General features: G+C 65.9%; 23 protein-coding genes. 4 read left to right on the forward strand and 19 right to left on the reverse strand.

The genetic code is table 11. The features are described 5' to 3' along the window. Positions 1–3,579 carry an EAL domain-containing protein gene (locus tag PTT45_RS12215; protein ID WP_273813563.1) on the forward strand — a complete coding sequence of 1,193 codons (3,579 nt, stop codon included), beginning with the start codon at positions 1–3 and terminating at the stop codon, positions 3,577–3,579. Positions 3,580–3,612: 33 nt separating this feature from the next. On the opposite strand, the gene PTT45_RS12220 is transcribed toward PTT45_RS12215, so the two are convergent. From PTT45_RS12220 to PTT45_RS12235, 4 genes are all read right to left on the reverse strand, one after another. Further along, positions 3,613–4,119: a DUF4142 domain-containing protein gene (locus tag PTT45_RS12220; RefSeq protein WP_273813564.1), complete on the reverse strand. Its 507-nt coding sequence runs from the start codon at positions 4,117–4,119 to the stop codon at positions 3,613–3,615. Between the two features lie 74 nt (positions 4,120–4,193). Then, positions 4,194–4,964 carry an alpha/beta hydrolase family protein gene (locus tag PTT45_RS12225; protein WP_273813565.1) on the reverse strand — a complete coding sequence of 257 codons (771 nt, stop codon included), beginning with the start codon at positions 4,962–4,964 and terminating at the stop codon, positions 4,194–4,196. Further along, complete coding sequence (locus PTT45_RS12230; protein WP_273813566.1) at positions 4,951–6,048, reverse strand: DUF3182 family protein; 1,098 nt, start codon at positions 6,046–6,048, stop codon at positions 4,951–4,953. Before PTT45_RS12230 ends, PTT45_RS12225 begins: the two co-directional genes overlap by 14 nt. Next, positions 6,045–6,473 carry a hypothetical protein gene (locus tag PTT45_RS12235; protein WP_273813567.1) on the reverse strand — a complete coding sequence of 143 codons (429 nt, stop codon included), beginning with the start codon at positions 6,471–6,473 and terminating at the stop codon, positions 6,045–6,047. The genes PTT45_RS12230 and PTT45_RS12235 overlap by 4 nt, the downstream gene beginning before the upstream one ends. Positions 6,474–6,618: 145 nt before the next feature. Here PTT45_RS12235 and PTT45_RS12240 point away from each other — a divergent pair, with 145 nt between their 5' ends. After that, positions 6,619–6,957, forward strand: coding sequence for a DUF2513 domain-containing protein (locus PTT45_RS12240; protein ID WP_273813568.1), 339 nt, complete (start codon positions 6,619–6,621; stop codon positions 6,955–6,957). Between the two features lie 10 nt (positions 6,958–6,967). After that, a complete protein-coding gene (locus tag PTT45_RS12245; protein ID WP_273813569.1) occupies positions 6,968–9,406 on the forward strand; it encodes a glycogen/starch/alpha-glucan phosphorylase in 2,439 nt (812 codons plus the stop codon). Between the two features lie 6 nt (positions 9,407–9,412). Here the strand turns inward: PTT45_RS12245 and PTT45_RS12250 are convergent, their stop codons facing one another. The 10 genes from PTT45_RS12250 to PTT45_RS12295 all read right to left on the reverse strand — a co-directional run bounded on the left by PTT45_RS12250 (position 9,413) and on the right by PTT45_RS12295 (position 16,602). Next, positions 9,413–10,522 (reverse strand): hybrid sensor histidine kinase/response regulator, encoded by a 1,110-nt coding sequence (locus PTT45_RS12250; RefSeq protein WP_273813570.1) that lies wholly within the window; start codon positions 10,520–10,522, stop codon positions 9,413–9,415. Beyond that, the gene (locus PTT45_RS12255; RefSeq protein WP_273813571.1) at positions 10,512–12,272 is read right to left on the reverse strand and encodes an ATP-binding protein; all 1,761 of its coding nucleotides are present in this window, start codon (positions 12,270–12,272) and stop codon (positions 10,512–10,514) included. Before PTT45_RS12255 ends, PTT45_RS12250 begins: the two co-directional genes overlap by 11 nt. Next, entirely contained in the window at positions 12,265–13,242 is a 978-nt protein-coding gene (locus tag PTT45_RS12260; RefSeq protein WP_273813572.1) for a SpoIIE family protein phosphatase, read from the reverse strand. Before PTT45_RS12260 ends, PTT45_RS12255 begins: the two co-directional genes overlap by 8 nt. Continuing rightward, complete coding sequence (locus tag PTT45_RS12265) at positions 13,239–13,637, reverse strand: ATP-binding protein (RefSeq protein WP_273813573.1); 399 nt, start codon at positions 13,635–13,637, stop codon at positions 13,239–13,241. Before PTT45_RS12265 ends, PTT45_RS12260 begins: the two co-directional genes overlap by 4 nt. Continuing rightward, positions 13,597–14,022 carry an STAS domain-containing protein gene (locus tag PTT45_RS12270; protein WP_273813574.1) on the reverse strand — a complete coding sequence of 142 codons (426 nt, stop codon included), beginning with the start codon at positions 14,020–14,022 and terminating at the stop codon, positions 13,597–13,599. The genes PTT45_RS12265 and PTT45_RS12270 overlap by 41 nt, the downstream gene beginning before the upstream one ends. Positions 14,023–14,032: 10 nt before the next feature. Further along, entirely contained in the window at positions 14,033–14,878 is an 846-nt protein-coding gene (locus PTT45_RS12275) for an STAS domain-containing protein (protein WP_273813575.1), read from the reverse strand. A gap of 189 nt (positions 14,879–15,067) precedes the next feature. Next, complete coding sequence (locus PTT45_RS12280) at positions 15,068–15,466, reverse strand: hypothetical protein (protein ID WP_273813576.1); 399 nt, start codon at positions 15,464–15,466, stop codon at positions 15,068–15,070. A 69-nt stretch (positions 15,467–15,535) separates the two neighbouring features. Further along, positions 15,536–15,775 (reverse strand): hypothetical protein, encoded by a 240-nt coding sequence (locus PTT45_RS12285; protein ID WP_273813577.1) that lies wholly within the window; start codon positions 15,773–15,775, stop codon positions 15,536–15,538. Next, positions 15,775–16,377 carry an NAD(P)-dependent oxidoreductase gene (locus PTT45_RS12290; RefSeq protein WP_273813578.1) on the reverse strand — a complete coding sequence of 201 codons (603 nt, stop codon included), beginning with the start codon at positions 16,375–16,377 and terminating at the stop codon, positions 15,775–15,777. Before PTT45_RS12290 ends, PTT45_RS12285 begins: the two co-directional genes overlap by 1 nt. A 3-nt stretch (positions 16,378–16,380) precedes the next feature. Then, the gene (locus tag PTT45_RS12295; protein WP_273813579.1) at positions 16,381–16,602 is read right to left on the reverse strand and encodes a hypothetical protein; all 222 of its coding nucleotides are present in this window, start codon (positions 16,600–16,602) and stop codon (positions 16,381–16,383) included. 156 nt (positions 16,603–16,758) lie between these two features. Between PTT45_RS12295 and PTT45_RS22265 the strand changes: the two genes are divergently transcribed. Continuing rightward, complete coding sequence (locus PTT45_RS22265; RefSeq protein WP_337961738.1) at positions 16,759–16,896, forward strand: PSPA7_2676 family Cys-rich small protein; 138 nt, start codon at positions 16,759–16,761, stop codon at positions 16,894–16,896. A 70-nt stretch (positions 16,897–16,966) separates the two neighbouring features. On the opposite strand, the gene PTT45_RS12300 is transcribed toward PTT45_RS22265, so the two are convergent. The 5 genes from PTT45_RS12300 to glgX all read right to left on the reverse strand — a co-directional run bounded on the left by PTT45_RS12300 (position 16,967) and on the right by glgX (position 22,690). Further along, entirely contained in the window at positions 16,967–17,374 is a 408-nt protein-coding gene (locus PTT45_RS12300) for a hypothetical protein (RefSeq protein ID WP_273813580.1), read from the reverse strand. Positions 17,375–17,462: 88 nt separating this feature from the next. Then, positions 17,463–18,443 (reverse strand): lysylphosphatidylglycerol synthase domain-containing protein, encoded by a 981-nt coding sequence (locus tag PTT45_RS12305; RefSeq protein WP_273813581.1) that lies wholly within the window; start codon positions 18,441–18,443, stop codon positions 17,463–17,465. Then, on the reverse strand, positions 18,440–19,651 hold the full coding sequence (gene clsB / locus PTT45_RS12310) for a cardiolipin synthase ClsB (RefSeq protein WP_273814239.1): 1,212 nt from the start codon (positions 19,649–19,651) through the stop codon (positions 18,440–18,442). Before clsB ends, PTT45_RS12305 begins: the two co-directional genes overlap by 4 nt. A gap of 8 nt (positions 19,652–19,659) precedes the next feature. Then, complete coding sequence (locus tag PTT45_RS12315) at positions 19,660–20,442, reverse strand: endonuclease/exonuclease/phosphatase family protein (RefSeq protein WP_273813582.1); 783 nt, start codon at positions 20,440–20,442, stop codon at positions 19,660–19,662. 121 nt (positions 20,443–20,563) lie between these two features. Beyond that, complete coding sequence (gene glgX / locus PTT45_RS12320; protein WP_273813583.1) at positions 20,564–22,690, reverse strand: glycogen debranching protein GlgX; 2,127 nt, start codon at positions 22,688–22,690, stop codon at positions 20,564–20,566. Between the last annotated feature and the right edge of the window lie 2 nt (positions 22,691–22,692).

Raw genomic sequence — 22,692 nt, forward strand, 5'->3', positions numbered from 1 at the left:
ATGTACGCGGATGCCGAAATCCTGGTGGTGGAAGACAGCCCCACCCAGGCTGCCGAGCTGCAGTACATGCTCGAATCTGTCGGCTGCAAGGTGCGCGTCGCACGCAACGGCCGCGAGGCGCTGGAAATGGTGGCGGTGCGCAAGCCGACCATCGTCATCAGCGACATCGTCATGCCAGAAATGGATGGCTACGAACTGTGTCGCCAGCTCAAGAGCTCGGCGCAGACCCAGGCGATCCCGATCATCCTGGTGACATCGCTGGCCGATGCCCGCGACGTCGTGCATGGCCTGGCCTCGGGCGCCGACAACTTCATCGTCAAACCCTTTGACGAGAAGTACCTGATGTCGCGCATCCGCTATTTCCTGATCAACCTCGAGCTGCGCAACCACGAGCGCGTGCAGATGGGCGTGGAGGTGGTGCTGGAGGGCGAGCGCCACTTCATCACCGCCGGCCGCCAGCAGATTCTCGACCTGCTGATTTCCACCTACGAGCAGGGCGTGCGGCTGAACCAGGAGCTGCAGCACAAGCACGACGAGCTGACCCGCACCAACTCGCTGCTCAACTGCCTGTTCCATTTCACCAGCGGCCTGACCGACGCCAAGAGCGAGCGGCATGTGATCGACGCGGCGCTGCGACGCATCCTGGAATTCCCCGATGCGGTGGGTGCCTGGCTGTTGCTGGATGCCTCCGGCGATCCCAAGGAGCCGGCCCAGGTGGCCGGAGCCTGTGCCCGCGGGCCGAGCTACGCCACCGCCGACCTGGACAGCTGCGCGCTCAACTGCCCGTGCCGGCATGCCTGGCACGAGGACAAGCTGAGCCAGCCGAGCAACATCAGCAATTGCCCTGCACTCAGCACCAAGCCGGGCGAGGGCATCCACGCCAGCATCCCGCTGCAGCTGAGCGGTGAGACCATCGGCATGCTCAACGTGGTGCAGCGCGACGCCCGGCCCTGGTCGGCCGAGTCGCTCAGCGCGCTGGCATCCATCGGCCGGCAGCTGGCCATGGCGCTGGGTCGCGTGCGTCTGTTCGAGAGCATGGAACAGCTGGTAGAACAGCGCACCGAAGCCCTGGCCACCAGCGAGCAGCTGCTGCGCAAGGTGCTCGACAACCTGCCGGTCGGGGTGTTCGTCACCGACCAGCAGGGCCGGCTGATCATGAGTAACCCGGAGAGCAGCCTGATCTGGGGTGGCGCCCATCCGGGCGGTGTCGAGGGCTATGCCCGCTACCGCGGCTGGTGGGCAGAGAGTGGCGAGCGCATCACCGAGGATGACTGGTCGATGATGCGCGCGGTCCGCCAGGGCCGCATCTCGCGCAACGAAGTGATCGACATCGAGACCTTCAAGGGCCAGCGCAAGACCATCCTCAACTCGGCGGTGCCGTTCCACGATGCCAACCAGGTGATCCAGGGCGCGATCGTGGTGATCCAGGACATCACCGAGCAGCGCCGCCGGGACCTGGAGATCCGCACCCGTACGCGCGCCGTGGAGGCCAGCGTCAACGCGGTGATCATCACCGACGCCGAGCAGGCGGATCACCCCATCGTCTACGCCAACCCTGCCTTCGAACGCATCACCGGCTACTCGGTCCAGGAGGTGCTGGGACGCAACTGCCGCTTCCTGCAGGGCGCGGAGCGCGACCAGCCCGAGCTGGACAACATCCGCCGTGCGCTGGCGGCGCAGGAGGAGGGCGCGGCGCTGCTGCGCAACTTCCGCAAGGATGGCTCGGAGTTCTGGAACGACCTGCGAGTGGCGCCGGTGGTCAACGACCGCGGCAAGCTCAGCCATTTCGTCGGCATCCTGCATGACGTCACCGAGAGCAAGCGCTACCAGGAGGAGCTGGAGCACCAGGCCAACCACGACAGCCTCACCGGGCTGCCCAACCGCAACCTGCTCAATGACCGTATCGGCCAGGCCATCGCCTTTGCCGGGCGCGACAACAGCCCGTTCACCGTCGCCTTCATGGACATCGACAACTTCAAGGTGGTCAACGACAGCCTGGGGCACGGCATCGGCGACCGGCTGCTGGTCGAGATCGCCGCACGCCTGCGTGGCGGCATCCGTGACATCGACACCATCGCCCGCCTGGGCGGTGACGAGTTCGTCATCGTGCTGGTCGACGGCATGCAGCTCAGCGAGCAGATCAACTGGCTGGAGGGGCTGAAGAACCGCATCGCCACGCCGGTGATACTCGACGACCAGGAGATTCTGGTCAGTTGCAGCATCGGCTTCTGTTGCTATCCCGCCGATGGCCGCGACGTGGAAACCCTGCTGCGCAATGCCGACACGGCCATGTACCAGGCCAAGCACCAGGGGCGTAACCGTATCTGCGCCTTCATGCCGGAGATGAACGAGCAGGTGCAGACGCGCCTGGCCCTGGAGCGGCAGATCCGCCATGCCCTGCAGAACCAGGAGTTCATCGTCTTCTACCAGCCGCAGCTGGACCTGCAGAGCGGCCGCCTGTGCGGCTTCGAGGCACTGGTGCGCTGGAGCCGCGACGGCAGCATCGTCTCGCCGGCCGAGTTCATCCCGCTGGCCGAGGAGACCGGCTGGATCGCCTCCATCGACTTCTACGTGTTCGAGGTGGTCTGTCGGCAGCTGGTGATCTGGCGCGAGTTCTTCGGCCAGGACCTCAGCGTGGCGGTGAACTTCTCAGCGATCAGCTTCGCCGAGGACGACTTCATCGAACGCATCCTCGGCGTGCTCAAGGCCCAGGCCATTCCGCCGCGCTGGATCAAGGTCGAGCTGACCGAGACCATCCTCGCCAGCGATGCCGGCGAAGTGCAGAAGAAGATGCAGCGTCTGTGCGACGTGGGCGTGCGCTTCTCGATCGACGACTTCGGTACCGGCTATTCCTCGCTGGGCTACCTCAAGCGCTTCCCGTTCCGCCAGCTGAAGATCGACCGCAGCTTCATCACCGACATCCTCACCGAGCCGGACAGCGCCTCGCTGGCGCGCTCGATGATCTCCATCGGCCACAACCTCGGTATCCGGGTGATCGCCGAGGGCGTGGAGCAGGCCGAGCAGATGAGCTTCCTGCGCGCCGCCGGCTGCGACGAGCTGCAGGGCTATTTCTACTCGCCGCCACTACCGCCGCTGGCGTGCATGCAGTTCCTCCAGGGCAATGCGCCGCTCAGTCTGCCGACCAACATCATCGACGGCAGTGCGCGCTACCTGCTGGTGATCGACTCGGGAGCGCAGGAGATGGAGGAGCTGCGCCGCACCCTGCGCCTGGAGAGCTACACCATCCTCAATGCCGCAGACGGCAGCGAGGCGCTGAGCCTGATGGCCACCCATCCGGTAGACGTGGTGCTGGCCGACCTGGAACTGGCGGACATGAGCGGCGTGGATTTCCTGCGCAAGATCAGGACCATCTACCCGGACGCGGTGCGCATGCTGCTGGGCAATGCCAACGCGGTCGCCAGCATCCTCAAGGCGCTCAACGAAGGAGTGATCTATCGCTTCGTCACCAGCCCCTGGGAGGCCGAAGACCTGCGCAACCAAGTGCGTGATGCCTTCCAGCTGCGCGAGCTGCACCGCGAGAACAAGCGCTTGCGCGAGCAGTTCGACAAGGCGCGCTGACGCCAGGCGGGCAGGGCGCTGCCCGCCAAAGCCTCAGGAGGCCGGATGCGCGCGGGTCAGCATGCGCGCGTTCTGCAGCTGGTGCTTGAGCACCGGCAACTTGGCGCGGGCGAAGGCCTGCAGCTCGTCATCACCCCGTTCGGCGGCCTGCTCGAACAGCGCCAGGCCCTGTTCGAAGCTGCGCACCTGCAGCTCGGCGAAGCGGGTGTCGAAGTCCTTGCCGCGAAGTGGCTTTAGCTCGGCACTGGCGCGCTGCTGCAGTTCCTGGTCGGCGGGCAGCTCCAGCTTCCGCTCGCGGGCGAAGGCCTGCAGGTCGGCATTGCCGCGCGGGTGGTCGTCGATGATGCGCTGGGCGAAGTCCTTGATGTCCGCCGAGTTGCTGGTGCGCAGCGCCAGCGTGGCCGCCTCGGTGGTGGTGGCGCTGACCGTGGCTGCCTGCTCGATGAAGTGCTTCACGTCGACGTCGGAGGCGAGCGCTATTGGCGCCGTAAAGAGCAGCAGGCACAGCGTCGCGCCGCGTGAAATGGTTGAGATAGACATGTGCGAGCCTCCTACATGACCGCCCTGAGTGACTAGGGTTGTGACGGTACGAGGCGGGCTGGGTTCAGCTTTTCTCAGGAGTAGAGCGCCAGGTGATGGGGGTAATCACCGATGCGCGCGCCGATGACCATCTCGCTGATCCAGCCGGTGAGCAGCGAGGTATAGGCGCGCTGGGCACTGTCCTCGGTCAACGCGTGATCGGCGCCATCGACCATGCGATGGGTCATCGAGTGCGCCCTGACGAAGGCCGAGCGGTAGCTCATCAGCGTGGTGTGAGGGACGAAGTCGTCGTGCTCGGATTCCACCAACAGCACGTCGCCGGCGAACTCGGAGCATGCCGACAGGGCACGATTACCCTGCGGCTGCAGGAAGGTGTTGCGGTACTCCACCAGCCGCTGCCGGTCGAGCTGGTGCTTGGGCACGCTCCAGTCCTCGTCCAGGTACAGCGCCGGCACACGCAGCGCCAGCCAGCGCACCGGGCGCAGGGTGGTGAGTATCGAGGCGAGGTAGCCGCCGTAGCTGGTGCCGATCACGGCGATGGCCTCGGGGTCGGTGGCCGGGTGCTTGGCCAGGCGGTCGTAGGCGGCGACGATATCGCTCAGGTTCTGCTCGCGGGTCACGCTGGGCTGACGTTCGCGGGTCAGCTCGTGGCCGCGCAGGTCGAAGGTCAGGCACACGCAGCCAAGCCCGGCGATACCCTTGGCACGCGCCAGGTCGCGCTGCTGGCTGCCGCCCCAGCCATGCACGAAGAGGATGCCGGGCACCTTGCGCCGTGGCGTCACCATGGTGCCGGCGATGATGTCTTCTTCCACCTGTATATCCACCTGTTCGCTATGCGGTGACATGCGGCTCCACCTTCACGTATTTGCCGAGCAGGCCGATCTCCGGCTCTTCGCCCTTGTACAGCTGCCTGGCGTCGTCCGGCGGCAGGCTTTCGCCGTAGCACTCGTAGGTCGAGGCGCGCAGGCTGGCTAGCTGCGGGTCGGCGGCAAAGGCCTCGAGGGCGAAGATCTCCGCAGCGCTGGCCCCGCCAACGCGCCAGGACTGCTCCAGCACACCGCAACGCGAGCGGCCGCGGCTGTCGATGCCTTGCGCCACGTCGTAGTTGCGCCGCGAGGCGACCAGGCCGAAGGCCTGCACCGAGGCATGCTCGTAGAGTTGCGCGCGGGACACGGCCAGGCGAATCGTCTCGGGCATGTCCAGGCGCATGAGTTCGGCGTAGTCGCCGCGCACCAGGGTCAGATCGGAGCCGCCATAGACCTCCACGCCGGTGTTGTCGCGGGTCAGGCGCTGACTGCCGTAATAGCTGGCGAGCACGCCGGCGACCTGCACCTGGCCGACACTGTAGGTCACCACCTCGCTGAGGTTCTCCTCCAGCACCAGCCCCCAGGTGGCAACCTCGGCAGCCTCCTGCTCGGCCAGCGCGGCATCCAGTTCGGGAGCGTCACGGATCACCAGCTGACCGCGGCCGGCCTTGCCGCGCACGGGCTTGAGGCGCAATGGGCCATCTTTCAGCAGGCGTAGGCCGGCGCGGCGGGCGTCGTCGAGGTCGAATGCCGTGTAGCCGCCGAGAATCGCTCCGGCCACCTGTTCGGAGAATTGCCGCGACCAGCCCGGCGGCTGGCGCCTGGCGCCATCGATCAGCGGGTGGCTGATGGCCTTGGTCGACATGAATGGCTGGGCCACCGCACCGCCGAAGAAGTCTTCGGCGCCGCCGATGCCCAGCTCTTGGCAGCGCTGCTGGCCGATCAGCGTCTCGCTCGGTAGCCAGTAGTAGGGGCCGTCGGTGTGTTGCTGCGCGTCATGTTCGCCGAGAAAGCTGCTGCCCAGCAGCGCGGCGAGCTTGCGCCCGAGTACCTGGTGCACGGCCAGCTCATGGCGGCTGACATCGGTGGCCGGCAGCAGCAGTACGCCGGCGTGGGGGTTCATCGTTCCTCCCATGTGCCTCCGCCTTTTTCGCAGTCGTTCCTCGCCTGGGTGCGGTCGTTGAGGTTGTAGTAGTAGGTCACCACCTTGGCGTCATCCGGCACGTTGGGCTCGTTGGCCGGCGGGTTGGTGCTGGATGACTTGTGGTTGGCCAAGGTCTCCTGGGTGACGGCGGCGCGGCAGCTGGCCACATAGCCGGCATCGCACTTGGCGACTTTCTCCTGGCGGGTCCCCAGGGTTTCCTGGCTCTCGTTGCTGCACGACCAGTTGATCGTGCCGGCAGGCATGCCGTGCAGTTCGTAGCAGCTCTCGGTCTCCACCGCTTCCACGCCAGGGCTGGCCGAACGGGTGAGGACGTGGCAACCGTCGGCCAGGGCCAGCGGTGTGAGCAGGCTGCCGATCAGCAGTGCTGTGGCTTTGGTAATCATCCGAAGCCTCCCTTGTCGTTTCTGGAACCTGCAGTTGTGAGCCGCCTGGCGCCGCCCGAGTTCAGCTTTTCTGCGACGAGAAAGGTTGAACTAAGCGCGGCCGCGCGGACCCTTAGCTGGTGATGCCTGAGGAGGGAACACAGCGATGAAAAGAGACAAGCAACTGATCAGGGCGCTGCTGCTGGAGATCGAAAGCCGCGAGTACGGCCACTGCTTCGAGCCGGCGCCACTCGCCGAGCACGACCTCGAATCGGTCAAGTACCACCTGCACCTGCTGCACCAGGCCGGCCTCGTCGAGTGCGAGCTGGAACATTCCTGGGACGGCGAGCCGGTGCTGATCGCCCGCAGCCTGACGCTGCCGGGCCATGACCTGTTGGACAACCTGCGCGCCGCGGCGCAAGCCGAGGTGCCGGCGGAGCGGCAGCTACCCTTGCTCACCCAACTGGCCGACGCCGCACGAGAATCGCTGCGCCGCATCGCCTGAGGAGGTCGCTATGGCTGCGGGAAAGGAGGTCGCCGAGTTCAAGCAGAGCATCCTCGCCAAGCTCAAGTACGCAGTAGGCAAGGACCCGAGCAACGCCTTCGATCACGACTGGTTCGAAGCCATTGCCCTGGCCGCGCGCGATCACGTGGTCGACCGCTGGGAAGAGGCCTCGGCACAGCTCGACAGGCGCGGCCAGAAGCGTATCTATTACCTCTCGCTGGAATTCCTGATCGGCCGCCTGCTGGTAGACAACCTGAGCAATCTCGGCCTGCTCGAGGTGGCACGTGAGGCGCTGGGCGAGCTGGACGTCGATCTCGAGCGCATCCGCCAGGTCGAGCCGGACGCCGCGCTCGGCAACGGTGGCCTCGGACGCCTGGCAGCCTGCTTCATGGAGAGCATGGCTACCCTCGGCCTGGCCGCCCACGGCTACGGCATCCGCTACGAACACGGGCTGTTCCGCCAGGCGCTGGCGGACGGCTGGCAGCTGGAACAGACCGAGACCTGGCTGGATTTCGGCAACCCCTGGGAGTTCGAGCGTCCCGAAGTGGCCTACAGCATCGGCTTCGGCGGCGTGGTGCTCAGCCAGACGGAAGGCGGCGAGGTGCCGCGACACAGCTGGCAGCCCCAGGAAACCATGCGTGCCATCGCCTACGACACCCCGGTGATCGGCTGGCGGCGCTCGGCGGTGAATACCCTGCGCCTGTGGCGTGCGCGCGCCGAGGAAGACCTGCATCTGGACCGCTTCAACGCCGGCGACCATATCGGCGCGGTGGTCGAGGTGGTACGCGCCGAGAGTATCTCGCGGGTGCTGTACCCGGCCGACAGCACCGAAGCGGGGCAAGAGCTGCGCCTGCGCCAGGAGTTCTTCTTCGTCTCCGCCTCGCTGCAGGACCTGTTGCAACGCCACATGCACGAGCACGGCGACATTCGCCTGCTGCCGGAGCGAGTGGCGATCCAGCTCAACGATACCCACCCGGCCATCGCCGTGGCCGAGCTGATGCGCCTGCTGGTGGATGTCCATCTGCTCAGCTGGTACGACGCCTGGCAGCTGACCGTGGCGACGCTGTCCTACACCAACCACACGTTGCTGCCCGAAGCCCTAGAGTCCTGGCCGGTATCGCTGATGGAGCGCCTGCTGCCACGGCACATGCAGATCATCTACCTGATCAACGCCTACCACATCGACGCGCTGCGGGCGCAGGACATCCACGACTTCGACCTGCTGCGCTCGGTCTCGCTGATCGAGGAAGACCACGGCCGGCGCGTGCGCATGGGCAACCTGGCATTCCTCGGCACGCACAGCGTCAACGGCGTGTCGGCGCTGCACACCGAGCTGATGCGCAAAACGGTGTTCCGCGACCTGCATGGCCTGTACCCGACGCGCATCAACAACAAGACCAATGGAGTGACCTTCCGCCGCTGGCTGTTCCAGATCAACCCGGCGCTAACCGAGCTGCTGGTCGAGACCCTCGGCGAGGCCGTGCTCGACTCGCCGGAGACCGTACTGCGCGGGCTGGAGAACCATGCCGAGAAAAAGAGCATGCACAAGCGCTACGCCGCGCTGCGCCAGCGCAACAAGACGGCCCTGGCCACGCTGGTGCAGGAGCGCCTGGGCGTGGTGCTGGACACCGGCGCGATGTTCGATGTGCAGGTCAAGCGCATCCACGAGTACAAGCGCCAGCTGCTCAACCTGATCCACACCGTGGCGCTGTACCAGGCGATCCGCAACGAACCGACCACCGACTGGGTGCCGCGGGTGAAGATCTTCGCCGGCAAGGCGGCGGCCAGCTATCACCAGGCCAAGCTGATCATCAAGCTGGCCAACGACATCAGCCGCACGGTCAACGACGACCCCACGGTGCGTGGCCTGCTCAAGGTGGTGTTCATTCCCAACTACAACGTCAGCCTGGCCGAAACCATCATCCCTGCGGCGGACCTGTCCGAGCAGATTTCCACGGCAGGGCTGGAGGCTTCCGGCACCAGCAACATGAAGTTCGCTCTCAACGGCGCGCTGACCATCGGCACCCTGGATGGCGCCAACGTGGAGATGTGCGAGCAGGTGGGCAACGACAACATGTTCATCTTCGGCATGACCGCGCAGCAGGTGGAGGCGCGCAAGGGTGCTGGCGAGCTGAACATGAGTGCGGTGGTGGCTGGTTCGGAGCGCCTGGCCGGGGCCCTGCAGGCGATCCGCTCGGGCGTGTTCTCGCCGGACGACCCGGCGCGCTACACCGGGCTGATCGATGCGCTGGTGTACGACGATCGCTTCATGCTCTGCGCCGATTTCGACGACTACTGGGCGACCCAGCGCAAGGTCGATGCGCTGTGGCAGGACCCGGCGCGCTGGTGGCGTGCCTCGGTACTCAATACCGCACGCATGGGCTGGTTCTCCTCGGATCGGACCATCCGTGAGTACGCCGGGGAGATCTGGCGCGCCTTGCCCGGTTGAGGTGCGTCAGTCGGCCACGGTCAGGGGCAGGCGCAGCTCGACGCGGGCCAGTTCGCCCTGGTTGCCGAAGCTCACCTGGCCGCCGAAGCTCTCCGCCAGGGCCTGGACGATCGGCAGGCCGAGGCCCCAGCCCTTGGTGTCGCTGCGGCTGGAGATGAAGTAGGGCGTCGCCAGGTTGGCCAGCACCTCGTCGGGGAAGGTGCCGTGGTTGGTTACCAGCAGGCGAACGAAGCAATCATCCACGCTCTGCTCGATGCGGATCGGCTGGCCCGGCTGGCCGTGCTTGGCGGCGTTGCCGATCAGGTTGTCGAAGATGCGCAGGAACGCCGAGCGGTCCCACACCACCTGCGGGCTGGTTTCTTCCAGGTGCAGCTCCAGGGGGTTGTCGACCTGCAGCTGCAGGTTGGCCACCGCGTCGCGCAGCAGCGCGCCGAGGTCGATGTGCTCGCTGAGCAGCTTAATGCCGCCGCCGACGCTGACGTGGGAGATGTCCAGCAGGTTGCTGACCATCTCGTCGATGCGTTGCAGGTTGTCCTGCAGCACGGTGAGCAGCTCCTCGGTGCGCCGCGCCGGGTTGCGCTGCATCAGCCCGGTGGCCATCACCGCGGCGGACAGCGGCGAGCGCAGGTCATGGCTGAAGGAGCGCATGAAGCGCTCGAGCATGATCTTTTCCTTGCTCAGCTGCTCGTTGCGCGCCTCGGCCCAGTTGCGCTGGCGCTCGACCCGCTCCAGGCGGGTGTTGCTCTTCATCAGGCTGGTGATGGTGGCCAGCACTTCTTCCGGGTTGATCGGGTGCGTCAGGTAGGCGCGGGCGCCGGTGTTCAGCCCGGTAGCCTTGTCCTGGCCGCTGACGAAGGTGGCCGAGATGTTGATGATCGCCGGCAGCCGGGCGGGGCCCAGGCGCTGCTCGGCCTTCTGGATCAGCTCGAAGCCGGTCATGTCCGGCAGGTTGATGTCGAGGATCACCAGGTCGACACCTTCGAGCATCAGCTCCAGGCCCTCGCCGCCGGTGGCGGCTTCGATCACCTGGAAGTTCGCGTCGCCGGCGAGGATTTTGCGCAGCACATAGCGGTTGGCTTCCATGTCGTCGACGATGAGGATTCGTCTAGTGCGCATCGCGTTGCTCCTCCGTCAGGCGGCGCACGTGGTGCAGGACCTGCGCCGGATAGTCGGGGTGGGACTTGTGCAGGATGGCCCGGCATTGCCGGCCCAGGCGGTCCAGGGCCGCGTCATCGAGCGGCTTGGCGGTGTTGATCAGCACCCGCGCATGCATGCTCCAGTCCATGCTCTCGAGCAGGTCCTGGCCGTCGATGTCCGGCAGGTCCAGGTCGAGGAAGATGATGTCCGGGCGCACCGCATGCAGCTTGTCGATGCTCGATGCCGCAGTGACGGCCTCGATGATGACCGGGAGGTAGGGCTGCAGCAGGCGCGTCAGCAGGTAGCGATCGGCCTCGCTGTCGTCGATCACCAGCACGTTGATGCCGCTGAGGTCCAGTTCCCGCTGCTCGCCGCTCGGGTTGCCGTGGCGCCGGTCGACGCGCAGGAGGAAGCGGCTGCCCTTGCCCACGTCGCTGTTCAGCGAGATGTCGCCGTGCAGCAGGGTCGCCAGGCGTTTCGCCAGCGGCAAGCCCAGGCCGGTGCCTTGCACCTGCTGCTCGGGGTTGCGTACGCGCAGGAATTCCTCGAACACCTTGTCGTGGTTCGCCGGGGCGATGCCAACGCCAGTGTCCTCGACCAGGAACTCGATGCTGTGCTCGTCCGGCAGGTAGGTGCGCACGCAGACCTTGCCGGAGGGGGTGTATTTGAAGGCATTGCCGATCAGGTTGCGCAGGATCTGGAACAGCCGGTGGCGGTCGGTCTCCAGCTCCACGTCCTGGCTGGCTCCGACTATCTCCCAGGACAGCTGCGGGAAGCGCTGGGAGAGGGCGCCGACGAACTGGCGCAGTTGCTCGATGAAGTCGGCGAGGGTGAAGCGCACGGGAACGATCTCGATACGCCCGGAATCGGCCTCGGAGATGTCGAGCAGCTCGTTGACCAGCTCCGACAGCTCGGCAGCGGCGTCGCTGATGAACGACACCTGCTTGTGCTGCTCGGTGTTGAGCGGGCCGTCGATGCCCTTGAGCAGCAGCTTGCTGATGTTCTCGACGATGTTGATCGGCGTGCGGATCTCGTGGGTCATGTTGGCGAAGAAGCGGCTTTTCGACTCACTGGCGTGGCGCACTTCCTCGGTGGCCTTCTCCAGCTCGGAATACAGCGCCACCACGCCCTTGTTGGTGTTTTCCAGCTCCTGGTTGGTGGCTTCCAGCTCGACCTGCTTGTTCTGCAGCTCGGCGGCGGTCAGCAGCAGCTCGGTGCCGCGCACGCGCAGCTCGATGAAGGGGTCTGCCGCGCCTTCGCCCTGCAACTGGTCGCGGATGGCGTTGATCTGCTTCGGCAGGGGGAACGGGCGGGGCGGGGATATCTGCTTGCGCGCACGGATGCGCGTGCCCTTGGCCGAGGTGCGGATGTCGAAGTCGTCCATCAGCCGCTGGGCACCGAGCAGGCCGACGCCCATGCCGGTGGGCGAGATATAGCTGCCGTCGAGGATCTGGTCGATCGCGCCGATGCCGGGACCACTGTCGATGGCCTCGAAGCTCAGGCCCGAGAGCTGGCCGGCCGCGTTTTCCGCGAGGTCGAAATGGAAGGCGCCTTCGCCGGCGTACTGGTAGACGTTGCGCGCCAGCTCCGAGACCGCGGTGGCGAAGCGGATCTGCTCGAGCTGCGACAGTTCGAGCCAGCCGGCGATGCGCTTGGCGCTCTGCCGGCAGGTGACCACATCGGTTTCCTCGCGGATGTGGATGGTGGCGATACGTCGAGCACTATGCATGTTTCATCACTACCACCGTCGCGTCGTCGTTGTGGCGCCTGAAGTCGCGGTGAATCACCGCTGCGATCACCGCCGGGTGCCGCCCGGCCAGGCCCGGATAGGTCGCCAGGTCGTAGCGGGTGCTGATGCCGTCCGAGGCCAGGATCATCGTGGTGCTCGGTGACCACGGATAGCTGAAGCTCTGGATGCGCCCGATCCGGTATCCCACCGTGCCGTTGCCGGACACCATGCTGCGGCTGCGACCGTCGTGCAGAACGCCGGCGATGTTGCCCATGCCGCAGAAGCGCACCTGGGCCTGTTCCGGCAGCACTTCGGCCAGCGCCAGGGCACCGCCCCGGGTCGACGTCAGCGCGCGGTGCAGGCGTTCGAGCAGGTTTTCCAGCGGTAGGTTCAGGTCATATTCGAGAAACAGCTCGCGTGCCTTGCTGCTGGCGGCGTGCGCGGCGTGGCCGTGGCCCAGGCCATCGCAGACCAGCACGCGGTTGCCGTTGATCGCCCAGGCGTCGCCAGCGAGCTCTTCGCCGGGGTAGGGCGTACAGATACCGGCGGAAATCAGCTGCCCCGGCGTGGCCGGGCGTAGCTGGAACTGGGCGAGTACCAACGTGCCCTGGCCTGGTTGCGAGTAGATGTCGAACTGGTCGGACAGGCGACTGATGGCCCCCAGGCCGGCACCCATGGTGCCGGAGGTGGAGTAGCTGTCGGCGAGGCAGCGGGCTACATCGGTCATGCCCGGGCCGCGATCCACCGCCAGCAGTTGCATACGCTCGTCGTCCTGGTAGTAGAGGAACTCGCCACCCTTGGCGTGCAGCACCAGGTTGCGCGCCATTTCCTGCACCACCACGGTTATGCGTCCGATCAGCGCCTCATCCTTGCTCACCTGGCCGAGGTGGCGGACCACCAGCCGGCGCACCGCATCGGCGTGCGCCTCGTGAGTGACGGCATGGGCGAACTGCGTGACCTGCCCGATCATTTCCACTTCCACAACTCCACCGTCGTTCCAGTACCAACCTGGCTGCGCAGCACGAACTCATCCACCAGCCGCCGTGAGCCGCTGAGGCCCAGGCCCAGGCCGCTGCCCGAGGTATAGCCGTCGACCAGCGCCCGCTCGATGTCGACGATGCCTGGTCCCTGGTCGGTGATAACCAGGCGCAGCGCCGCACGGCCGTCGCGGGTGGTCGACTCGATCAGACATTCGCCACCACCGCCGTAGATCAGCGCGTTCCGCGCAATTTCACTGGCCGCTGTGACGATCTTGGTCTGCGAGACCAGGCCCAGACGGGCTTCTTCGGCGGCTTTGCGGACCTTCTGGCGGATGACGACGATGTCAGTTTCCTGTTTCAGCGGGAGCGTCTGTGTCGTCGTCATGCTCTTGCTCCCCGGCGATACCGTCCTCGCTCACGCTGTTTTCGAGCCAGCGCATGCCTTTTTCGATGTTGAGTGCGGTGGCGATGCCGTCGAGCGACAGCCCCAGCTCGACCAGGGTGATGGCTACCGCCGGCTGCATGCCGACGACAATCACCTTGGCATCGAGAATCCGCGAGACGTTGGCGATATGGGACAGCATGCGGCCGATGAAGGAGTCGACGATCTCCAGCGAGGAGATGTCGATCAGCACGCCCTTGGCGCGGTGCCGCACGATCTGTTCGGTGAGGTCCTCCTGCAGGTCCATGGCCAGCTGGTCGTGCATGTCTACCTGGATGCTGAGCAGCAGGTACTTGCCCATCTTGAGAATCGGAATGCGATCTACCATGGCACTTCCCTCAGCGAGCCTTTTCGCTACGAACCAGGCGGATATCCAGCTCCTTGAGGGCCAGCTTGAAGGCGTCGGCCAGGGAGGCCTTGGTCACCACGTCGCCCAGTTCCACGCCGAGGTGGACGATGGTGGCGGCGATCTGCGGGCGGATGCCGCTGATGATGCACTTGGCGCCCATCAGCTTGGCTGCGGTGATGGTCTTGAGCAGATGCTGGGCGACCATGGTGTCCACGGTCGGCACGCCGGTGATGTCGATGATGGCGATGTCGGACTCGGTCTCGACGATCTTCTCCAGCAGCGCCTCCATGACGATTTGCGTGCGGTTGCTGTCCAGCGCGCCGATCAGCGGCACGGCCAGTACCTGGTCCCACAGCTGTACCACCGGGGTGGACAGTTCCAGCAGGCTCTCCTGCTGCTCGCGGATGACCATTTCGCGGCCGGCCATGAAGTACTCGACGCTGAACAGGCCGAGCTTGTCGATCAGCTTGCTGAACAGCCAGACCAGTTCGATGGCGTTGCTGTCCTGCTGCTGGATCAGGTCGAACAGCGGCTCCTTGAGGGAGAACACGAAGGTGGCGGTCTCGGACGGGGAGAAGCCCTGGCGGGCCTGGGTCACCGAGAGCCTTTCGAGCTGCGCCTTGAGCGGCTTCCAGGCGGCGGAATTGATGTCATCCGAGCCTTGGGCCAGGGCGATGGTCACCGCCTTGAGCAGCTCGCGGGAGTTGTCCTGCACCGTGCGGTCGTCGACCAGATCCATGCGGATGCCAGCGGCGCGCTGGGCCGCCATCCACTTTTCCAGCAGGGGTTCTTCGTTCTGTTTGAGAAGCTCGGCTAGCTGAGATACGGCGGACATCGCTGATTTCCTTTCATGCGGGAGAAGGGGTGACACTAGCTCCTGATGCAGCAGTGTCGAATGACATGAGGTATGCAATGACAGTGCGAAAGCCGACCATAACAGCGCAGGGTCGGTCTTATCGGACTTTTTACCTAAAAACGACCAGGCGGATTACGGTGCCATGGACGTGCGCTGACGCTGGGGGGCTCAGAAGAAGCCCGGCTGATGGCGCTCCGCCACATAGTCCAGCGGGAGGGCCGCAGCCTTGATGAAGAAGGCCGCCAGCTCGGTTTCCACCAGGGTGTGGTTGATCGAGTCCAGCGGCGCTTGCAGGCGCTGTACCTCGCGGCCGTAGCTCTTCTCGTGCAGCACCAGATGGCTGTTGGGCACTTCCGTGATGCGGTAGCAGCAGGGCGTGCCATCGCTGGGGCGACGCAGGGTCAGCTTCAACTCGGCCTGAGTTTCGTTGCGCAGCTGCATGCTGGCCTGCAGGCCATTGGCGTGCGCGTAGTCGGCGGCTTCCTCGAAATGCTGGGCCGCGCAATCCACCAGCGCATGCAGCAGTTCCTCGCGAAATACCGGCTCGATCCTTGGTTGGTTGATCATCACGCTGCTCCTCAGAAGTGGTCGATTTCCGCTTCGACCTGCCACATTGAGCCGAGTGCCGAAGATTTTTCAGCGGTGCGCGAAGTGCTGCGCAGCGCGCAGGGCCGGCGACAGGATCGGGCGCGGCGGCTTGGGCCGGCGTGGTTTGCGTCTGACCAGCGTGGGCGCTTCGCGGGGCACAGCCGGCGCGTGGTATGCGTGGGCATCCTGGGCGTGCCGGCGAACCACGCGCAGCATGCCCCAGAGCATGGCCGCGGCTACCAGGAACCAGGATGAGATGGCGAGGAAGATGACGCTTTCGGCTTCCATCAGCCTTTCCCTCCGTGCAGATCGATGTGAATGCGTTGATGCCGGTGCAGTGCCAGGCGCATCTCGTCGAGCAGGGCGATGGCGAAACGCTGCAGGGGCAGGGCAGTGGTGTCGGGCTGGCGGAAATCGTCGATCTCCAGCAGGCGGGACGGCTGCTCCGGCGCCTGTGCCAGGGTCCAGGACACCGGGCTGGCCAACAGACGCTCTTCCAAATGATGGACCGGAGAATCGGGTGTGGGTTCGCCGTTCATCCAGTCGAAATCGTCCACCACCAGCAGACGCGGCACGCCTGCGGTTTCCAGACCATCCAGCAGCGCCAGCAAGGCGTTGAAATGCTGAGAGAAGTCTCCAGGGGGCTGGCCGGCATCGAGCAAGGCGATTACCGCGTCCATGCCCGCCACGCTCTGGCTCACGCCAATCGGATCGAACAGTTCGCCGCCTTTGGTCCGCAGCCCAGGTCTGGCGCGGACCGAATTGAGCTCGGTGAGTATCGCCGTGGCCTCGTACTGGCGGTGCAGCGCCTCCGCCAGCAGCGCGCTGCCCAGGCTGCTGTGGGCGCCGTAGAGCACCAGCTTGAAGGTCGGCGTCTCGAGATTGTGCATGGCTCAGGGCTGCCGGCCGTGGCCCGGCGGGAAGGCCGTGCGCTCGGTGTCTACACGGCTCACCTGCACATCGGTGATCAACCCGGGCAGCGCCCCGGCATGCAGCGACTGCAGGTAGAACAGCGCCTGGTCTGGCGTCAGCGACTCGGCATCGACATCCACCCGGGTGGATTGCGGCTGGTTATCCAGTATGTAGCTGACCAGAAAGACGTATTTCTTCGCCATTGCGCAGTGTCCTCATGGGGCCCTCGTGGTCCCGTGAGCAATGGACAGCCGCAGGCGGCGCGGTGATCCATGAATTTTTGGATAAACCTTCGCCGCCCTGGGAGGGTCGATTGTTATGACGGACATCCGGCGGCCCTTAGCCGCGAGGAGGCTGAAATGACGCTTATGTGCCTGATTCGAGGTTGTATGTGGTCTGCCGCCACCCCGATGGAAGTAGGAAGCGAAGTGCTGCTATGCCAGTGCTGCAGTCGCTGCGGGTGTCATCGCTATCTGCCGGAGGAACAGCCGATCTGATCGGCGATTGCCGGCCGGGAGCGCCCTTGCCATGGGTGGTAGGGCGCAGAAACATCGTCGCGGTCGTTCGTCAGTCGCGACAGTAGCCTTCGCCGCTACGTACGGTCAGGCAGTTGGACTTCTCGCTCAGCCACTTCATGCCCGTGTCCGCCCCGTTGGTGGCATGCAGATGCTCCGTCACCCCGTCGCGTTCAAACGCTATCCGATCCCCTGCAGCAACCCCTTGGAAGGTGCGTGGGCCATCGAGGTTCTGGATGGTGACCTGGTACTTTCCGGCGCCTCCTTCCAGCAGAAGAAAGGTTCCTTCCGGCCCGATCCACTTGCCGAGCCATTCTTCGGTGGGTTGAGCGAGGCTCGTATCGGCTGAACCCGTAGTCTTGGCGGGTGCTGGATTCGACTCGGGGGCTTCGCAACCGGTGATGGAGAGAGCCAGCAGAGCGCCTGCCAGCAGGAGGCGTTGGTCAGGGAAGTGCTGCATGGTTTGCTGTTCCTAGTGGTCTAGTTGGCGGCCCGCCGACGCTATTCGATTTGTCTTTGGAGTGTCTATCGCGTGCTGCACAGGCGTATCAGGCGCCTTCGGTCTTCAGCCGCCCGGAACGCTCGGACTTCTGCCGTAGCGCCTTGGCTCGTTTTTCCAGCACCAGGTAGACCACCACGGCCACCAGCAGTGGCAACAGCAGGTAGATGGCGCGGTAGCCGATCAGCGCGGCGAGTACGGCGCCCTTCGACGCCTGGCCCTGCAGCATGGCAATGAACACCGCTTCCAGCACGCCGAGGCCGGCGGGGATGTGGGTGATCACGCCAGCGATGCTGCTGACCAGCATGATGCCGAGCACGGTCGGGTAGTCGATTCCCGCGGGCAGCAGCAGGAACACCAGCAGGCTGGAGAGCGACCAGTTGCACATGGACATGCCGGCCTGGGCTAGGGCCAGCTTCAGCGGCGGCAGCGTGACCTCGTGATCACGCCAGGACCAGGAGCGGCGGCGGGCGAAGCGGCAGGCCAGCAGGTAGGTGGCGGCCACCAGCAGCAGGCCGACGCCGATCATCTGCAGCGCCGTCGCGCCGATCTCCCATTGCTCGGGCAGGCGCACCAGGCGTAGCGCGAACACGCCGCCGGCGAGGATCAGGTAGCCCAGCCAGTTGGTGATCAGGCTGAAGGTGAGGATGCGCGTCACCGTCGCCATGCCCAGGCCCAGCCGCGAATAGAGGCGGTAGCGCAGGGCGATGGCGCCGACCCAGGAGCTGAGGTTGAGGTTGAAGGCGTAGCAGACGAAGGTCAGCGGCAGTATCTGCCGCGCCGGCAGGTGGTGGCCGGTGTAGATGCGCCCGAGCAGGTCGTAGCTGGCGAAGATCAGGAAACTGGCGGCGGTGATGCCGACACAGGCCGCCAGGGTCGGCGCGCTGTAGCTGCGCAGCGCCTGCACCACATCGTTCCACTCCAGGTTCTTCACCAGCAGGAACAGCAGGACCGGCACCAGGATGAAGAAGAAGGTGGTGAGCAGGCGTTTGCCCCAGACGATCCAGGGGTTGGCGTGGGACTGGCTCATGAGGGCTTGCCCTGGTCGAAGCAGGTTTGCGCCTGCTCCTGCGCATCCGGGCGCAGCGAGGTCAGGTGCGGCGAATGGGCTGGGAACCAGCCGGCGATGGCGGGAAACAGCCGGGTGAAGTGGAAGCACAGGAAGATCAGCGGCGCGCGCCACCAGTAGCCGCGAATGGCACGCTCCAGGCTGATGCGCTTGCAGTGTTCGCTGGCCAGGCCCTGCAGGTGCTCGAACAGCCGCTGGTTGAAGCGGGCGTCGCGCAGGATCAGGTTGGCCTCCAGGTTGAGTGCCAGGCTCAGCGGGTCGAGGTTGCTGGAGCCCACCGTGGCCCATTCATCGTCCGCCAGGGCGACCTTGCCGTGCAGCGGGCGCTGGCAGTACTCGTAGATCTCCACGCCGTCGCGCAGCAGGTAGTTGTAGAGCATGCGCGAGAAGCCCCGCGCCCAGGGCATGTCGGGCTGGCCCTGGAGGATCAGCGTTACCTGCACGCCGCGCCGCGCGGCGTTGCGCATCTCGCGCAGCAGGCGGTAGCCGGGGAAGAAGTAGGCGTTGGCGATGACCAGGCGCTGCCTGGCGGCGCGAATGGCCAGCAGGTACTGGGCCTCGATGTCGCGGCTGTGCCCGTTGTTGTCCCGGATCGACAGCAGCATACGGGCAGCGCCGGCAGCTCGGCCGTCCGGCTGGACGTCGCTGGGCGCATCCAGGGCAGGGCGCATCAGGCGCAGGCTGGCGCGGTGCAGGTCGGCCACCACCGGGCCGGCGACTTCCACGGCGTAGTCCTGCTTGGCCATCGGCCCGAAGTCGCCCAGGTGGTCCGCCGAATAGTTGATGCCGCCGACGAAGGCGCGCTTGCCGTCGACCACCACGATCTTGCGGTGCAGGCGGCGGAACAGGTTGGTGCGCACCCCCAGCCAGCGCGGGCTGGGGTCGAAGACATGCAGGTTGACCCCGGCGGCGGTCATGGCGATGACGAACTCGCGACTGAGGTCGGCGCTGCCGTAGCCGTCCACCGTCAGCTCCACGCGCACGCCGCGCTGGGCCGCTTCGATCAGTACTTGCTGCAGCTCCTGGCCGACCTTGTCCTCGAAGATTATGAAGGTCTCGATCAGCACTTCGCTGCGCGCCTGGCGGATGCATTCGAACACCCGCGGGTAGTAATCCTCGCCGTTGATCAGCAGGTCCACCTCGTTGCCTTCACGCCACTGGTAGCTCAGGTGCTGGCTCATAGATGCACCTCCACGGCCAGCGGGGCATGGTCGGAGAGGTGCGACCACGGGCGCGTGGAGAGCACAGTCGGGCCGTGGCTGCTAGCGTTGCGTACGTAGATGCGGTCCAGGCGCAGCAGTGGCCAGCGCGCCGGAAAGCTCTTGGCCGGCTCGCCCAGGTCGCTAGCGAAGACCTCGTGCAGGCCCTGCTCGGCGAGAATGGCGCTGGCCCGCAGGCGCCAGTCGTTGAAGTCGCCGGCAACGATTACCGGGGCATCGGCCGGCATGCCTTCGAGCAGGCGGCAGAGCAGGCGCAGCTGCTGCTGGCGGTGGTGCTCGCGCAGCCCCAGGTGCACGCACACCGCATGCACCTCATGCGGGCCGGGAACCTGCAACACGCAATGCAGCAGGCCGCGTTGCTCGACCACGCCGATCGACACGTCGAGGTTCTCGTAGTGGCTGATGGGAAACTTGCTGAGCAGCGCGTTGCCGTGATCGCCGTCCGGGTAGACCGCGTTGCGCCCATAGGCGAACTGCGGCCACATGCTGTCGGCGAGGAATTCGTAGTGCGGCGTGTCTGGCCAGTTGCGGTGGCGGCGGGCGTGGCGCTGGTGGGTGCCGAGCACCTCCTGGAGAAACACCAGGTCGGCACCGGTGGCGCGCACCGCCTCGCGTAGCTCGGGCAGGATGAAGCGCCGGTTGAGCGCGGTGAAGCCCTTGTGCGTGTTGATGGTCAGCACCCGCAGCTGCTGCACGGCTGGCGCGCTGTCCACGGTGAGGATGGGCAAGGCGTCGGTCATGCACCAACCTCCCGGCCTGTCGAAGCGACGATGCACTTCGCCGAGCTAGTGTGGCTCGTTGTCATGGGTTCCCCCTGGTCTGCTGCCTACTCAGGTTGGGACTTGAGGCCAGCGAGGCCGTTCAGGCTTTTTTGCCACCATCGGTCTGCAGCTCGAACAGCAGCAGCGAGCGCGCCTCCACCGCGTGCCGGCTGCCGAACGGCTGCGGCTCGACGCCACGCAGCTGGGGCCTGGCGCTGTCCACCAGGCAACGCCAGGCGCTGCCTTCGGCGACTTCCGGGAGGAGGAATTCCACGACTTCGTGGTACGCACTTAGGATCAGCAGCAGGGTGGCATCCTCGCCGCTGCGGTGGATGCCGGTGGGCTGGGCGCGGCCGTCCATGAGCATGCCCATGCAGCGGGCCTCGGCGTCGTGCCAGTGCTCTTCGCTCATTTCCTCACCATCCGGCGTCAGCCAGGTGACGTCCTTGACCCCCAGTTCCTCGTTGTAATGCCCGACCAGGAAGCGCCCGCGGCGCAGGATGGGGTAGGCGCGGCGCAGGGCGATCAGACGGCGGGTGAAGTCGATCAGCCCGCGTCCCTCGTCGTCGATGTTCCAGTCCACCCAGCTCAGCTCGTTGTCCTGGCAGTAGGGGTTGTTGTTGCCGTGCTGGGTGCGGCCGAACTCGTCGCCAGCCAGCAGCATCGGCGTGCCCTGGGCGAACAGCAGGGTGCCCAGCAGGTTGCGCATCTGCCGCAGGCGCAGCTCGCGGATGCCGGCATCGTCCGTAGGGCCTTCGTGGCCATGGTTCCAGGAGATGTTGTGGTCGGTGCCGTCGCGGTTGTCCTCGTCGTTGTCCTGGTTGTGCTTGTGGTCGTAGGACACCAGGTCACGCAGGGTGAAGCCGTCGTGGGCGGTGATGAAGTTGACCGAGGTGAAGGGCCGGCGACCGCGCTGGTCGTACAGATCGCCCGAGGCGGTGAGGCGGCTGGCCAGCTCGGCCAGCTGGCCCTCGTCGCCTTTCCAGAAGGCCCGTGCGTTGTCGCGGAACTTGTCGTTCCACTCCGCCCAGCCGGGCGGGAAGCCGCCGACCTGGTAGCCGCCGGGGCCGCAGTCCCAGGGCTCGGCGATCAGCTTGACCTTGCTCAGTACCGGGTCCTGACGACAGGCGACGAGGAAACTGTGGCGCTCGTCGAAGCCGTCGACGTAGCGGCCGAGGATGGTCGCCAGGTCGAAGCGGAAACCGTCCACGCGCATCTCGGTGGCCCAGTAGCGCAGCGAGTCGGTGACCATCTGCAGCACGCAGGGGTGCGACAGGTCCAGGGTGTTGCCGGTGCCGGAATCGTTGATGTAGTAGCGCCGGTCGTCCGGCATCAGCCGGTAGTAGCTGGCGTTGTCGATGCCGCGCATGCTCAGGGTCGGGCCGCGCTCGTTGCCCTCGGCGGTGTGGTTGTAGACCACGTCGAGGATCAGCTCGAGGCCGGCGTCATGCAGGTGGGCGACCATTTCCTTGAACTCGCCCACCTTGCCGCTGGCCAGGTAGGCCGGGTGCGGGGCGAAGAAGGCGATGCTGTTGTAGCCCCAGTAGTTGTTCATGCCCTTTTCCAGCAGGTGCTGGTCGTTGACGAAGGCATGTACCGGCAGCAGCTCGATGCTGGAGACGCCGAGCGAGCGGATATGGCGCAGCAACTCCGGGTTCATCAGCCCGGCGCAGGTGCCGCGCAATGCCTCGGGCACGGCCGGGTGGCGCATGCTGATGCCGCGCAGGTGGGTTTCGTAGACGACGGTGGAGTCCCACGGCACGCGGATCGGCGCCTGTTCGCCCCAGGTGAAGGCCGGGTCCATCACCTTGCTCTTCGGCACGAAGGCCGCGCTGTCGCGCTCGTCGAAGCTGAGGTCGGCGTCGGCATGGCCGATGGTGTAGCCGAACAGCGCCTCGGACCACTTGAGCCGGCCCACCAGCTGCTTGGCATAGGGGTCGATCAGCAGCTTGTTGGGGTTGAAGCGATGCCCGGCGTCCGGCTCATAGGGGCCGTAGACCCGGTAGCCGTAGACCTGGCCCGGATGGGCGTCCGGCAGGTAGCCGTGCCAGATCTCGTCGGTGTATTCGGGAAGCTCGATGCGCTCGAGCTCGGTCTGGCCCTGCTCGTCGAACAGGCACAGCTCGACCTTGGTGGCGTGGGCGGAGAACAGGGCGAAGTTGACGCCCAGGCCATCCCAGGTGGCACCCAGCGGGAAGGGGTGCCCTTCGGCGATACGCGAGCCCATGG

The organism is Pseudomonas sp. Gutcm_11s (assembly GCF_028649395.1).
Classification (GTDB): Bacteria; Pseudomonadota; Gammaproteobacteria; order Pseudomonadales; family Pseudomonadaceae; genus Aquipseudomonas.